Raw genomic sequence first — 13,956 nt, forward strand, 5'->3', positions numbered from 1 at the left:
CCCGTCCCCGATGCCCCGGCGCCCGCCGCCCCGCGCGGCTACCGGGCCGTCTTCGCCGTCACCGAGTTCCGGGCCGTCTTCGCCGCCCACCTGCTCTCGCTGCTCGGCGTCGTGGTCAGTGAGCTGGCGCTCACCGTGCTCGTCTACGACCTCACCGGCTCCCCGCTGCTCAGCGCCCTGACGTTCGCGCTGGGGCTGCTGCCGTACATGATCGGCGGGACGCTGTTCGCGGGGGTCGCCGACCGCTACCCGGCCCGCCGCGTCCTGGTCGTCTGCGACCTGCTCTGCGCGGCCTGCGTCGCCGTGATGCTGGTGCCCGCCACCCCGGTCGCCGGACTCCTCGCCCTGCGCTGCCTGGTCGCCGCCGTCGCGCCCGTCTTCACCGGGACCCGGATGGCGGCGCTCACCGACATCCTCGGCGAGGGCGACCTCTACGTACTGGGCCGTTCGCTGCTGCGGATCGTCTCGCAGAGCGCGATGCTCATCGGGTTCGGCGCCGGTGGGGTGCTGCTCACCGTGCTGTCGCCGCGCGGCGCGATCACCGTCACCGTGGTGACCTTCCTCTGCTCGGCCGCGCTGCTCCGCTTCGGGACCCGCGACCGCCCCGCCCGCGCCGGCGCCGGTGACGGCGGCGGCGGCGGAACCCTCCTCAAGGAGTCGCTCTCCGGGGCCCGTCTGGTGCTGGGCGACCGCCGTATCCGGGCGCTGATGCTGCTGTTCTGGCTGCCCGCGATGTTCGTGGTGGCCCCGGAGGCGCTCGCCGCCCCGTACGCCGACGCGATCGGGGCCCCGCCCGCCGCGCTCGGGCTGCTGCTCTGCGCGATGGCCGTCGGGCACATCGGGGCCGAGCTGTTCGTGGGCTCCGCGCTCAGCCCCCGTAACCGCTCCCGGATCGTCCTGCCGGTCGCCGCCGCCGGCCTGCTCCCGCTCCTCGTGTACGTGGTCCGCCCCGGGCTGCCGCTCGCCCTGGCGGCCCTCGCCCTGGCCGGTGCGGGCGCCGCCTATGTGATCGGGCTCGACCAGTGGTTCGTCGACGCCGTGCCCCAGGAGCTGCGCGGCCGGGCCATGACCCTGCTCACCGCCGGGCTGATGACCGTCCAGGGACTCGGGATGGCGCTGGCGGGGCTCGCGGCCGAGTTCTTCCCCGTGCACCAGGTGGTCGCCGGATCCGGAATCATCGGTACCGTTTGCACGCTCCTCCTGGTCGCCGAGGTCCGCGGGACAGCCCCCGGACGGATGTCCGATACCGAAGGACGAGACGGGGCTGACCGGCATGTGACCAGTCGGTAAGGTCGAAGCCGTGCCGAAGCCGCTCAGTCTTCCCTTCGATCCCATCGCCCGCGCCGACGAGCTCTGGCAGCAGCGCTGGGGACCCGTGCCCTCGATGGGGGCGATCACCTCGATCATGCGGGCCCAGCAGATCCTGCTCGCCGAGGTCGACGCCGTCGTCAAGCCGTACGGGCTGACCTTCGCCCGGTACGAGGCGCTGGTGCTGCTCGCCTTCTCCAAGGCCGGTGAGCTGCCGATGTCCAAGATCGGGGAGCGGCTGATGGTGCATCCCACCTCGGTCACCAACACCGTGGACCGGCTGGTCAGGTCCGGTCTCGTCGGTAAGCGGCCGAACCCCAACGACGGCCGCGGAACGCTGGCGTCCATCACCGACAAGGGCCGCGACGTCGTCGAGGCGGCCACCCGGGACCTGGTCGCGATCGACTTCGGGCTCGGGGTGTACGACGCCGAGGAGTGCGCCGAGATCTTCGCCATGCTGCGTCCGCTGCGGGTGGCGGCCCAGGACTTCGAGGAGAAGTGAACGCGGGCTTCCGGTGGGACCGGGGTCGCGCGAAGATCGCCCCGGTCGTCCCGTTACGCTCGTAGCCATGAAACAGAACGTGCTCACCCGCTACCGGGTGATGGCCTACGTCACCGCCATCTGGCTGCTCGTCTTCACCGTGGCGATCATCGCGAAGTACGGCTTCGAGACCGGCGACACCATGCTGATCTCGCAGATCCACGGCGTGCTGTTCATCGTCTACGTCGTCTTCGCGTTCGATCTCGGCTCCAAGGCGAAGTGGCCCTTCGGCAAGCTCCTGTGGGTGCTGGCCGCGGGCTGCATCCCCTTCGCCTCGTTCTTCGTCGAACCGAAGGTCAGCCGCGAGGCCCGCGCCCTGGTCACCGACCCCGCACCGGTGACCGCCAAGGCCTGAGCGCCGGCGCTCCCGGGTCACCCGAACCGCCCCGCGCGAAAAGCGCCGGGCGGTTTGCCATCGACATTTACTAGGACGTCCTAGTAAATTCGAGGTATGGACGCTGACGCGATCGAGGAAGGCCGCCTCCGCTGGCAGGCCCGTTACGACAAGGCCCGCAAGCGTGACGCGGACTTCACCACGCTCTCCGGCGACCCGGTCGAGCCCGCGTACGGGCCACGTCCCGGTGACACGTACGAGGGATTCGAGCGGATCGGCTGGCCGGGGGAGTACCCCTTCACCCGTGGGCTGCACCCCACCGGCTACCGGGGCCGTACGTGGACGATCCGCCAGTTCGCCGGCTTCGGCAACGCCCAGCAGACCAACGAGCGCTACAAGATGATCCTCGCGGCGGGCGGCGGCGGCCTCAGCGTCGCCTTCGACATGCCGACGCTCATGGGCCGGGACTCCGACGACCCGCGCGCGCTCGGCGAGGTCGGCCACTGCGGGGTCGCCATCGACTCCGCCGCCGACATGGAGGTCCTCTTCGGGGACATCCCCCTCGGCGACGTCACCACCTCGATGACGATCAGCGGCCCGGCCGTGCCCGTCTTCTGCATGTACCTGGTCGCCGCCGAGCGCCAGGGCGTCGACCCGGGCGTGCTCAACGGCACGCTCCAGACCGACATCTTCAAGGAGTACATCGCGCAGAAGGAGTGGCTCTTCCAGCCCGAGCCCCACCTGCGCCTCATCGGCGACCTGATGGAGCACTGCGCCCGCGACATCCCCGCCTACAAGCCGCTGTCCGTCTCCGGCTACCACATCCGCGAGGCCGGGGCGACGGCCGCGCAGGAGCTGGCCTACACCCTCGCGGACGGCTTCGGCTACGTGGAGCTGGGCCTCTCGCGCGGCCTGGACGTCGACACCTTCGCCCCCGGGCTCTCCTTCTTCTTCGACGCGCACCTGGACTTCTTCGAGGAGATCGCCAAGTTCCGCGCCGCCCGCCGCATCTGGGCCCGCTGGATGAAGGAGACGTACGGCGCGACGACCGACAAGGCGCAGTGGCTCCGCTTCCACACCCAGACCGCCGGCGTCTCGCTCACCGCGCAGCAGCCCTACAACAACGTGGTCCGCACCGCCGTCGAGGCGCTCTCCGCCGTGCTCGGCGGCACCAACTCGCTCCACACCAACGCCCTCGACGAGACCCTCGCGCTCCCCTCCGAGCAGGCCGCCGAGATCGCCCTGCGCACCCAGCAGGTGCTGATGGAGGAGACCGGCGTCGCCAACGTGGCCGACCCGCTGGGCGGCTCCTGGTACGTCGAGCAGCTCACCGACCGGATCGAGGCCGAGGCCGAGAAGATCTTCGACCAGATCAAGGAGCGCGGCACCCGGGCCCACCCCGACGGGCAGCACCCCATCGGGCCGATGACCTCCGGCATCCTGCGCGGCATCGAGGACGGCTGGTTCACCGGCGAGATCGCCGAGTCCGCGTTCCAGTACCAGCGGGCCCTGGAGAAGGGCGACAAGCGCGTCGTCGGCGTCAACGTCCACCACGGCTCGGTCACCGGCGACCTGGAGATCCTCCGGGTCAGCCACGAGGTCGAGCGCGACCAGGTCAGCCAGCTCGCGGACCGCAAGGCCGCCCGCGACGACGCCAAGGTGACCGCCGCCCTCGACGCGATGCTCGCCTCCGCCCGCGACGGCTCGAACATGATCGCGCCGATGCTGGACGCGGTACGGGCCGAGGCCACGCTCGGCGAGATCTGCGGGGTGCTGCGCGAGGAGTGGGGCACCTACACGGAGCCGCCGGGCTTCTGAGACCCCCGGGGAGGGCCCGCCGCTCCTGCCGGCCCTCCCCTCCTTCCCCTGCCTGTCACGGGCCCTCCCCGAACGTCAGCGTGAACAGCGCGCCGCCGCCGGGCGCCGCCCCCGCCGTCAGCTCCGCACCGTGGGCGCGGGCGATCTGCCGGGCCATCGCCAGGCCGAGCCCCGAACCGGGCAGGGCACGGGCCGCCTCGGCCCGGTAGAAGCGGTCGAAGACATACGGGAGATCATCGGCCGGGATCCCCGGCCCGTGGTCCCGGACCGTCAGCGCGAGCCCGCCACCGCCTCTGCTGCCGTCCCCGTCCCCGTACGAGCTCAGCGCCATCTCCACCGGAGTGCCCGGCGGGCTGAACTTGGCCGCGTTGTCCAGCAGGTTCGTCAGCAGCCGGGCCAGCCGCGCCGGCACCCCGGGCCGGGTCGCCCCCGCCGCGCCCGTCCCGACCTCCAGCAGAAAACGGGTACGAGGCCAGTGGGCCCGGGCCATGGCCACGCTGTGCTCGGCCACCCCCGCGATCCGCACCTCCTCCAGCAGGGGCAGTGGCTCCTCGTCCCGGGCCAGCTCGATCAGGTCGTTCACCAGCCCGGTCACCTCACGGATTCCCCGCCCCAGTGCCCCCGAGGCCCGGTCGCGCTGCGGGGGCGTCAGCCGGTCCGCCCGGGCCAGCAGCTCCGCGTTGGCGCGCAGCGCGGTCAGCGGGGTCCGCAGCTCGTGCGAGGCGTCCGCGACCAGCCGGCGCTGGGAGCTCACCGACTGCTCCAGCTCCCCGAGCATCGTGTTGAAGCTGGCGGCCAGCCGGGTCACCTCGTCCCGCCGCCCCGGCGGCCCCGGCGGCAGCTCGATGCGGTGGCGCGGGTCCCGGGTCGCCGCGATCCGCTCGGCGGTCGAGGTCAGCCGGGCCACCGGGGCCAGGCCCGTGCGCGAGACGGCGTACCCGAGCAGCCCCGCCAGCAGCACCCCCGCCCCGCCGACCGCCGCGAGCAGCACGGCCGCCTGCCGCACGCCCTTCTCCACCGGGTCCGCCCGCAGCGCCACCTGGAGCGCCCGCCCGTCCCCGAACCGGGTGGTCAGCATCCGCAGCGGCCGCCCGAAGCGGGTGGCGTTGCTGTAGTACGGGGCCCGCGTCCCCGCCGCCACCTCCCGTACGGGGGCGGAGACGGGCAGCGGATACGCGGCCTCCGGGTCCGCCTCCGGGGTGGCGGGCACGATCTGGGCGCAGGCGGGCGCGGAGAGGTAGCGGCACTCGCCGGCCACGATCTGCGGGCCCTCGCCCCGGTTCTCCTGGATCACCCGGGTCGCCGACTGCGTGAGGGACAGGTCCAGCTGGTGCAGCAGCTCGTAGCGGATGACGAAGAACGCCGCCGCGCACACCCCGACCGCGACCAGCGCCACCGCGGCCGATGCCGCCAAGGCCAGCCGGGTCCGCAACGGCCGTCGGCGCCGCCAACGGGCGCCCAGCCGGCGCACCCCGCTCACACCACGTCCAGCCGGTAGCCGAGCCCGTGCACGGTGTGGACGAGCCTCGGCTCGCCGCCCGCCTCCAGCTTCCGCCGCAGATAACCCACGTACACCGCGAGCGAGTTGGAGTCCGGCCCGAAGTCCTGGCCCCAGACCCGCTCCAGGATCACCTCGCGCGGGAGCACCTGTCCCGGGTGGAGCAGCAGCAGCTCCAGCAGCGCCGCCTCGGTACGGGAGAACTCCACCGGGCGGCCGCCGCGCCGCCCGGTCCGGGTCACCGGATCCAGCGTCAGATCCGCGAAGGCCAGCGCTTCGTCCGGGGCGGCCGGTGCGGACCGCCGCAGCAACGCCCGTACACGCGCCACCAGTTCGTCCAGTGCGAACGGCTTCACCAGATAGTCGTCGGCACCCGCCTCCAGGCCGTCCACCCGCTCGCTCACCGACGACAGCGCGGTCAGCACCAGCACCGGCGTCCGGTCCTCCATCGCCCGCAGCCTCCGGCACACCGCGAGCCCGTCGAGCACCGGCATCATCACGTCCAGGACCAGCGCGTCCGGCTCCCAGGCGGCCACCGACGACAACGCGGCCAGCCCGTCGCCGACGCCCCGGACCTCGTATCCCTCGACGCTCAGCCCGTCCTCGACGGCGGCCCGCACGTCCGGCTCGTCCTCGGCCACCAGAATCCTGCCCCTACCCCGCATGCCGCTCCTGCCGCTCATACCCGAAGCCTGCCAAACCGGACTCTTAGAACCTTCTTAGGCCGCCCGCCGAGAGTGGCGGCCATGCGCACACCACTCTCCGTCGTGATCGGTGCGGGCGGCACCGGCGGCCACATCTACCCCGGTCTCGCCCTCGCCGAGGCCCTGCGCCGCGCCGACCCGGACGCGGTCATCTCCTTCATCGGCACCGAACGCGGTCTGGAGACGACCTTGATCCCGGCGGCCGGCTACCGGCTGCACACCGTCGACATGATCCCCTTCGACCCCGCGCTCGGCGCCAAGCGCTTCCTGCTCCCGGCCGCTCTGCTCCGCTCCGGCGCCCAGGCCCGCTCGGTCCTGCGCAGGCAGCGGGCGCAGGTCGTCGTCGGCATGGGCGGCTACCCGAGCGCCCCGGCGATCGTCGGCGCGCGGATGGCCGGACTGCCCAGCGTGATCCACGAGTCCAACGCGGTCCCCGGCCGGGCCAACCAGTTCGCCGCCCGGCTCACCGACAACCTCACCGTCGCCTTCGACGGCAGCCGCGCCCATCTCTCGGGCGGCGAGCGGGCCCGGACCGTCGGCATGCCGATCGCCGCGGCCCTGGCCGCCCTGGACCGGACCGCCCTGCGCGAGGAGGCCCGGCGGGCGTTCGGGATACCCGAGGGGGCGCGGGTGGTCCTCTTCAACGGCGGGAGCCTCGGCGCGGCCCGTCTCACCGCCGCCGCGGTGGGACTCGCCGCCCGCTGGCGCGGCCGCGGGGACGTCCACCTCCTGATCAAGACGGGCCCGGCCGCGCTCGCGGAGACCCGGCGGAAGCTGGCCGCGGTGGGGGCCGACGCAGCTCCGGGCTCCGTCGCCCGGGCCGTCCCCTACCTCGACCGGATGGACCTCGCCTACGCGGTGGCCGACCTGGTGGTGTGCCGGGCGGGCTCGGCCACGATCGCGGAGCTCGCGACGACCGGGGTGCCCGCCGTCCTCGTGCCGTACCCGCACGCCCCCGGCGACCACCAGACCCACAACGCGCGGGTCCTCTCCGACGTCGGGGCCGCCCACCTGGTCCCCGACGCCGAGACCACCGCGGACCGGCTGGCCGAACTGATCGACCCGCTGCTCGCCGACCCGGCCCGGCTCGCCGTGATGGGACGCGCCGCCGACCCGGGCCACCACGCCCGCGCTGCCGACCTGCTGGCCGGGACGGTCATCCGCCTCGCCGCCACCTCCGTACACCCGTCCGAAGCAAGGGAGTTCACCCCATGACCAGCACCACAGACAGCCCCATCGGCAACACCGCCGACCACATCACCGGGAGCGCCGTCGACTGGACCGGCCGCACCGTCCTCGTCACCGGGGCCGAGGGCTTCATCGGCTCCACCCTCGTGGACCTGCTCGTGGGACGTGGCGCACGCGTACGGGCGTTCGTCCACTACAAGCCGTACGCCGACAAGGGCCACCTCGCCCGCTACCTCGACGACCCGCACGGTCCCGTCGAGATGATCGCCGGGGACATCGGCGACGCGGGCCGGGTGATGGACGCGGTCGCGGGCTGCGACACGGTCTTCCATCTCGCCGCGCTCATCGGCATCCCCTACAGCTACGACTCCCCGGGCGCGTACGTCCGGACGAACGTCGTCGGCACCGAGAACATCGCCGAGGCCTGCCGCCGCCACTCCGTGCGCCGCCTGCTCCACACCTCCACCAGCGAGGTGTACGGGAGCGCCCTGACCGCCCCGATCGGCGAGGACCACCCGCTCCAGCCGCAGTCCCCGTACTCCGCCTCGAAGATCGGCGCCGACATGATGGCGCTGTCCCACTGGCACGCCTTCGAACTGCCGGTGACGGTGGTGCGGCCGTTCAACACCTACGGGCCCCGCCAGTCGGCCCGCGCCGTGATCCCCACGATCCTGGCCCAACTGCACGCCGGAGCACGGGAGATCCGCCTCGGCTCCCTGACCCCGACCCGCGACTTCACCTATGTCACCGACACCGCGGCCGGCTTCCTGGCCCTGGCGGGCTGCGACCGCGCCCTGGGGGAGAGCGTCAACCTCGGTACCGGCCGGGAGATTTCGATCGGAGACCTCGCGAAGGCCCTCGTCGCCGCCTCGGGCCGGGACGCCGAGATCGTCGTCGACCCGGCACGGTTGCGGCCCTCCGGCAGTGAGGTGCACCGGCTGCTCTCGGACAACACCCGCGCCCGTACGTGGGCGGGCTGGGAGCCCGAAGTGGGCCTGGAGGAAGGGCTTGAGCGGACCTCTGCCTGGGTGGCGGAGCACCCGCACCTGTTCGCGCCGGGCCGCTACCAGGTCTGAGCGGGCCTTCTCAGCCCGCCTGCGCGCCCGCCAGCCCCAGCAGGAGCAGCGAGGTGAAGCCGCTCGCCCACGCGGAGTCCACCGGTTCCGCGCTCACCAGGGTGCGGTGCACCACGGCTCCGGCGATCACGTCGAAGATCAGGTCCGCGTTGCGTGCGGCGGTCGAGGCGTCGTCCTCGTACCGCAGCTCACCGCGGGCCTGGGCGCGTTCCCGGCCCAGCAGCACCAGCCGCTTCTGCCGGTCCACGATGGCCGAGCGGATCCGGTGGCGCAGCGAGTCGTCCCGGGTGGACTCGGCGACCACCGCCATCAGCGCGGTCCGGGCCTCCGGCCGCTCCAGCAGGGCGGCGAACTGGAGCACGACGCCCTGCACGTCGGCGGCCAGGCTGCCCCGGTCGGGCAGCTCCAGCTCGTCGAAGAGGACGGCGACCGCGTCCACGACCAGTTCGTTCTTGCCCGCCCAGCGCCGGTAGAGGGTCGTCTTGGCGACCCCGGCCCGGGCCGCCACATCGCCCATCGTCAGCTTCGACCAGCCGAGATCGACCAGGGACGCCCGCGTCGCTTCGAGGATCGCGGTATCGGCCGCGGTGCTCCGCGGACGTCCTGTTCGGGTGGCTCGGGGGTCGCTGTCGTTCATGATGCGGCGACCATACCGGCCGGTAGGGCGAACGGTTGTGCTCCGGTGCCCGTGAGACAGATCACCGGGATCACCTGTCCGGGCAGGGTGATCGGCAGTTACGCTACGGGTCGTAGCGTAAGGAAGGCGGCCTGATCGTCCCCCTGCGCCACGGAACGAACGAGCGACAGCCACCGGGGTCTCCACGGAGATCCCAGGCGCCGGGTGGGGACCCGGAGCCGCACGGACCGGCCGGATGGGGATCCGGAAGGTCCACCCGGGCCTTTCGGGGTCCGGTCAGTTCCAGCCAGGGTCTTTCAGGGGCCCGACCGGTTCCTCCGGGCCCTCCGGGCGCTTCGGGGAGCCGGGACCGCCTCGGCCCGTCCGCTCCCGCACACCGGTGGGGGCGCCCGGGCCGGTCCGGTTCTCGCACTCGCTTTCCGGAACGGTGCGCTCAGGGGGGAGGATGTACGCATGCAGCCTAGGAACATGTCCATGAGCGGTGTTGTCGACCTCGCCGCCGTCAAGGCGGCCGGTGAGGCCAAGGCCAAGGCGGAGCAGGCCCGCGCGGAGGCCTCCCGTACCGGGGGCGCCGGAGCCGTCGCGCCCACCGCCCTGGTGATCGACGTCGATGAAGCCGGTTTTGAGCGCGATGTCCTCCAGCGCTCCGCCGAGGTCCCCGTTGTCATCGACTTCTGGGCCGAGTGGTGTGAGCCGTGCAAGCAGCTCGGCCCCCTGCTGGAGCGCCTGGCCATCGAGTACAACGGCCGCTTCCTGCTGGCCAAGGTCGATGTCGACGCGAACCAGATGCTGATGCAGCAGTTCGGCATCCAGGGCATCCCGGCCGTCTTCGCCGTCGTCGCCGGGCAGGCCCTCCCGCTCTTCCAGGGCGCGGCCCCCGAGGCTCAGATCCGCGAGACGCTGGACCAGCTGATCCAGGTCGGCGAGGAGCGCTTCGGGCTGACCGGGATCGTCGTCGACCCGGACGCCGCCCCGACGGACGAGGTCCCGGCCGAGGTGCCGGCCGGCCCGTACGACGCCGTGCTGGAGGCCGCCGCGTCCGCTCTCGACGCCAATGACTTCGGCGGCGCGGTCCAGGCGTACCAGAACGTCCTCGTGGACGACCCGGGCAACCCGGAGGCCAAGCTGGGCCTGGCCCAGGCGGAGTTGCTCGGCCGCGTCCAGAGCATGGACCCGCAGGCGGTCCGCAAGGAAGCCGCCGACAGCCCGGGGGATGTGAACGCCCAGCTGGCCGCCGCCGATCTCGACCTGGTCGGCGGACACGTCGAGGACGCCTTCGGCCGGCTCGTCGAAGCGGTCCGCCGCACCGCGGGCGACGACCGCGACGCGGCCCGGCTGCGACTGCTGGAGCTGTTCGAGGTGATCGGTCCGGAGGACCCCAGGGTCACCGCCGCGCGCACCGCACTGGCCCGCGTCCTGTTCTGAGACACGGCCTTTCGTTCGGATCAGGTCGGATCAGGTCGGGTCGGATCAGGTCTGACGGGCACCGGGCCCCGCGAGCCCGGCACGATCCCAACGAGAGGCCCCGGGCCCGCCGTCCGCTCCGGACGCGCCCGATTGTTCCGATGTGACAAGACGGCCGCACCGCCCGCCGGGCGGCGCGGCCGTTTTGCCGTCCTGACGCCAAAGAAGAACGCGAGAAGCCCTCGCTTTACCAAATCTTGACAAAGATGCAAGCTGTTACTCGCAGTAAGGCGGGTTGGTGACTCTGTCCTGTTTCCAGGAAGTTTCCCGCCATTTTGATGTCCCTTTCGTGCCACCCTGTGTCGCCGCGTGATGCCGCCCTGTCGCCCTGTGGTTATCGGGCCGTTACTAGCCAGTAACGATCCCCCTTGTGTCACGGCCGTGAATGCACCACGATCGGCCACGCTCGGTCCCATACCTTCAGCCCGGTCTCCAGCCGGTGTCCGAGGGTCTGTTGGGTCCCCACCGAGTGGTCGGCGGCAGTGGCGCCGACCGCGGACAGGGGGGTTCCCGCCCACGGGTGGGGCCTGTCCGACCGGCTGTGCGGAAAGCGCGGCCAGTGGTTGTCGCTCGGGGGTGAACGCCGGTGGATCGGATGCGGGACACGTCTCCGATACGGGCGCTCTCCTTCCCGAGGACGTAGCACTTCTCCCATCCCAGGACGGGCACGATGCCCGGACCGGAGATGTACGTCCGAGAAGAAGGAGCAAGTATGAGTTCCCAGGTTCGCGGTGGGACGAGATGGAAGCGGTTCGCTCTGGTCATGGTGCCGAGCGTCGTCGCCACGGCGGCGGTGGGCGTCGGCCTCGCACAGGGCGCGCTCGCCGCGTCGTTCAGTGTGTCCGGGCAGAGCTTCAAGGTCAGCACCGACAAGCTGGACGGTCAGGACTTCGTCCAGTACGGCAGTGTCGCGACCGGCAAGGACCTCAAGGGCAACGAAGCGGCGCACGCGGTTGCCGTGTCGGGCTTCAGCAGCGCCACGATCACCAACATGTGCCAGTCGGTGGTCACGCCGAAGGTTCCCTTCATCGGCAAGAGCGTCAGTCTTGAGCTGAGGGCCGGTACCGACCCGAACCGGCCGGTGGAGGCCACCAACCTCTACCTGGACGTCGCACAGCTGGACGCCGACGCCGACTTCGAGAACATCGACATCGGTGTCGCGGCCGGTTCGCTGAAGAAGAAGGACAGGCCGAACGGGATAGGCATCCAGCCCGGCACCAAGGCGAACGAGGCCGGCTTCGCGCAGCGGGCCGACCGGGCCGTTCTGACCAAGGTGAAGCAGACGGCGTGGGCGACCACCGCCGGCACCTTCAAGCTCAGCGACCTGAAGCTGAAGCTGCACACGGGCGTCAAGGAGTGCTTCTAGCACTCCGCCAAGGGTGGCCGGAACGTCCTCCCAGGGCTCTCCGGCCACCCACCCTCCCCATCTCACGGCAGTACCGGTTCCAGGGAGCTGTTTTCCATGAGCCCCGAGTCCACAGGGCAGAACGAGCACTACATCCGCGTCATTCGGCGACGCTTCCGCGCCTGGCGGGGTCACCGGCCGTTCTGGGCCGGACTGTTCACCATGGCCGGCGGGATTCCCATCGCCTACTTCCCGTACGCCAGCATGACGCTCGGCAATATGACGCTGGCCATGTCCACCACGGCCGGCGCCGGGTCCCTGATCATCGGGGTCCTGCTGATCACGCTCGGCCTGACGATGTGGTATCACAGCATCGTGCGGGTCTTCGCCGGTGTCGCCGCCATCCTGCTCGCGTTGATCTCCATCCCCGTCGCCAACATCGGCGGCTTCGTCGTCGGATTCGTCCTCGCCCTGGTCGGCGGAGCCCTGTCCATTTCCTGGGCCCCGGGCAAGCCGGCGGACGCCCGGGCGACCCCGCTCGCCGAGCACTCCGACGAGGAGCGCTCCCCGGACGAGCTGCACACCGCCGCGGCCGTGCCGCAGCAGCAGGGCTCCGGGTACGACCTGGCGGCCGACGCCGACGGCGGGAGGCATCGTGCGGGGTGACGACGGACAGCAGCTGAACGCCCACCCCGGCGACGACCTCCGCGAGCGCAAGGGCCCCCGTCACGCGGCCCCCAGGAAGTCGCTGCTGACCAAACTCCACCTGCCCAGCGGCAAGAAGGCGCTGGCGCTCGCGGCGATGCCGACGGCGGTCTTCGTGGGCATGGGGCTGACGCCCAAGCTGGCGCTGGCCGACGACCGTGCCGACATCCCGTTCGCGCCCGGACCGTGCGTCACCCGGTCCGACGAGCCGAGCGAGTCCGAGTCGCCGAAGGCCACCCCGTCCCCGTCGGCCACGGCGAAGGACGAGGCCGGCAAGGACGCGAAGCCCGGCGACGACGGCACCGCCACTCCCAAGCCCTCGGCCAGCGGTTCCGCCGACGGAGCGAAGCCCGACGCGGACGCGGACCAGTCGGCGCGGTCCGCCGGGGAGACGCCCGCCGAGGCGCCCTCCGCGACCCCGACGCCCACGAAGTCGAAGAACCCGCTGGACCCGCTCGGGGTCGGCGACGCGCTCAAGGACCTCTTCGACGGGCCGGACGACGAGGCCGGGACCGAGGAGCCGGCGAGTCCGTCCCCGAGCCCGACGACCGAGGCCCCGAAGCCGTCCGACGAGCCGACGGACCCGGCCGGGAGCGCTGCGGACAAGGCGAAGGAGACGTCCGACAAGACGGCCGACGCCATCCGCGAGGCGGCCGGGAAGGCGGGCAAGGACGTCGAGGAACTCGACGAGGACGTCAAGGGACTCGACCCCAAGAAGGACGAGGACATCCCGGACGGCGCCAAGCCCCGCTTCCCGTGCCCCGAGCCGGACCCGGACGCGCTCGCCGCGGCCGAACTGGAGCCCGGCATCCCGCTGCTCCCGTCCGACCCGTGGGTCCTGGAGTCGACGCTGCTCACCCTCAACGGCCTGGACTACCACGGCATCGTCGAGGTGAGGAAGGCGGACGGCAGCATCAAGAAGGTGCTCAAGTTCACCGCCAGTTCCATCGACATCAAGGACCTGCACCAGCTGACCGTCGGTCCCGCGGGCACGACCGGCCATGTGAAGTCGCGGCCCGGATCCACGTCGACGATCCGCAACGGCGAGGTGACGATGTACACGGAGGAGCTGAAGGGCAACCTCTTCGGCCTCATCCCGATCACCTTCAGCCCGGAGACCCCGCCGCCGCTGAACGTGCCCTTCGCCTTCTTCACCAAGGTGAAGGTGGTCCAGGCCGGCCAGTTCGGCGGCACACTCACCGTTCCGGGGCTGAAGAACTACCTCGACGGCGGCAACGGCTGACAGCCGCCCGCCCCCCGATCCCGTCCGGGAGCCGCACAGGGCCGTGGGCCGTACTCCTCACCAGGAGTACGGCCCACGGCCCTGTCGGTGCGGGG

Annotated in this window: 13 protein-coding genes; 10 read left to right on the forward strand and 3 right to left on the reverse strand. The window is 72.0% G+C overall.

Annotation, left to right across the window (positions count from 1 at the left end):
* From HET64_RS14180 to HET64_RS14195, 4 genes are all read left to right on the forward strand, one after another.
* Nucleotides 1-1,290, forward strand: a 1,290-nt coding sequence (locus tag HET64_RS14180; protein WP_215105412.1) for an MFS transporter, incomplete at its 5' end; no start/stop codon positions are given.
* Between the two features lie 10 nt (nt 1,291-1,300).
* Nucleotides 1,301-1,810, forward strand: a complete 510-nt coding sequence (locus tag HET64_RS14185; RefSeq protein WP_215105414.1) for a MarR family winged helix-turn-helix transcriptional regulator — start codon at nt 1,301-1,303, stop codon at nt 1,808-1,810.
* Between the two features lie 67 nt (nt 1,811-1,877).
* Complete coding sequence (locus HET64_RS14190) at nt 1,878-2,204, forward strand: DUF3817 domain-containing protein (protein ID WP_026290710.1); 327 nt, start codon at nt 1,878-1,880, stop codon at nt 2,202-2,204.
* 96 nt (nt 2,205-2,300) lie between these two features.
* Nucleotides 2,301-4,001, forward strand: coding sequence for a methylmalonyl-CoA mutase (locus tag HET64_RS14195; protein WP_215105417.1), 1,701 nt, complete (start codon nt 2,301-2,303; stop codon nt 3,999-4,001).
* Between the two features lie 55 nt (nt 4,002-4,056).
* Here HET64_RS14195 and HET64_RS14200 read toward each other — a convergent pair whose 3' ends face one another.
* A complete protein-coding gene (locus HET64_RS14200) occupies nt 4,057-5,481 on the reverse strand; it encodes a cell wall metabolism sensor histidine kinase WalK (protein WP_215105418.1) in 1,425 nt (474 codons plus the stop codon).
* Nucleotides 5,478-6,182, reverse strand: a complete 705-nt coding sequence (locus tag HET64_RS14205) for a response regulator transcription factor (RefSeq protein WP_285801868.1) — start codon at nt 6,180-6,182, stop codon at nt 5,478-5,480. The genes HET64_RS14200 and HET64_RS14205 overlap by 4 nt, the downstream gene beginning before the upstream one ends.
* A gap of 63 nt (nt 6,183-6,245) precedes the next feature.
* Here HET64_RS14205 and HET64_RS14210 point away from each other — a divergent pair, with 63 nt between their 5' ends.
* Both HET64_RS14210 and HET64_RS14215 read left to right on the forward strand, forming a co-directional pair.
* On the forward strand, nt 6,246-7,418 hold the full coding sequence (locus tag HET64_RS14210; RefSeq protein ID WP_215105420.1) for a glycosyltransferase: 1,173 nt from the start codon (nt 6,246-6,248) through the stop codon (nt 7,416-7,418).
* Complete coding sequence (locus HET64_RS14215; RefSeq protein WP_251145297.1) at nt 7,415-8,467, forward strand: GDP-mannose 4,6-dehydratase; 1,053 nt, start codon at nt 7,415-7,417, stop codon at nt 8,465-8,467. Before HET64_RS14210 ends, HET64_RS14215 begins: the two co-directional genes overlap by 4 nt.
* A gap of 10 nt (nt 8,468-8,477) precedes the next feature.
* Here the strand turns inward: HET64_RS14215 and HET64_RS14220 are convergent, their stop codons facing one another.
* Nucleotides 8,478-9,104, reverse strand: coding sequence for a TetR/AcrR family transcriptional regulator (locus HET64_RS14220; RefSeq protein WP_215105422.1), 627 nt, complete (start codon nt 9,102-9,104; stop codon nt 8,478-8,480).
* Between the two features lie 474 nt (nt 9,105-9,578).
* Between HET64_RS14220 and HET64_RS14225 the strand changes: the two genes are divergently transcribed.
* The 4 genes from HET64_RS14225 (at nt 9,579) to HET64_RS14240 (ending at nt 13,861) form a co-directional block, all read left to right on the forward strand.
* Entirely contained in the window at nt 9,579-10,529 is a 951-nt protein-coding gene (locus HET64_RS14225) for a tetratricopeptide repeat protein (RefSeq protein WP_251145298.1), read from the forward strand.
* 751 nt (nt 10,530-11,280) lie between these two features.
* Nucleotides 11,281-11,934 (forward strand): DUF6230 family protein, encoded by a 654-nt coding sequence (locus HET64_RS14230; protein ID WP_215105434.1) that lies wholly within the window; start codon nt 11,281-11,283, stop codon nt 11,932-11,934.
* 96 nt (nt 11,935-12,030) lie between these two features.
* The gene (locus HET64_RS14235; protein ID WP_215105436.1) at nt 12,031-12,579 is read left to right on the forward strand and encodes a DUF6114 domain-containing protein; all 549 of its coding nucleotides are present in this window, start codon (nt 12,031-12,033) and stop codon (nt 12,577-12,579) included.
* Nucleotides 12,569-13,861: a hypothetical protein gene (locus HET64_RS14240; protein WP_215105438.1), complete on the forward strand. Its 1,293-nt coding sequence runs from the start codon at nt 12,569-12,571 to the stop codon at nt 13,859-13,861. Before HET64_RS14235 ends, HET64_RS14240 begins: the two co-directional genes overlap by 11 nt.
* Nucleotides 13,862-13,956 lie beyond the last annotated feature (95 nt).

The sequence above is a fragment of the Streptomyces sp. McG3 genome (genome assembly GCF_018619185.1).
GTDB lineage: Bacteria > Actinomycetota > Actinomycetes > Streptomycetales > Streptomycetaceae > Streptomyces.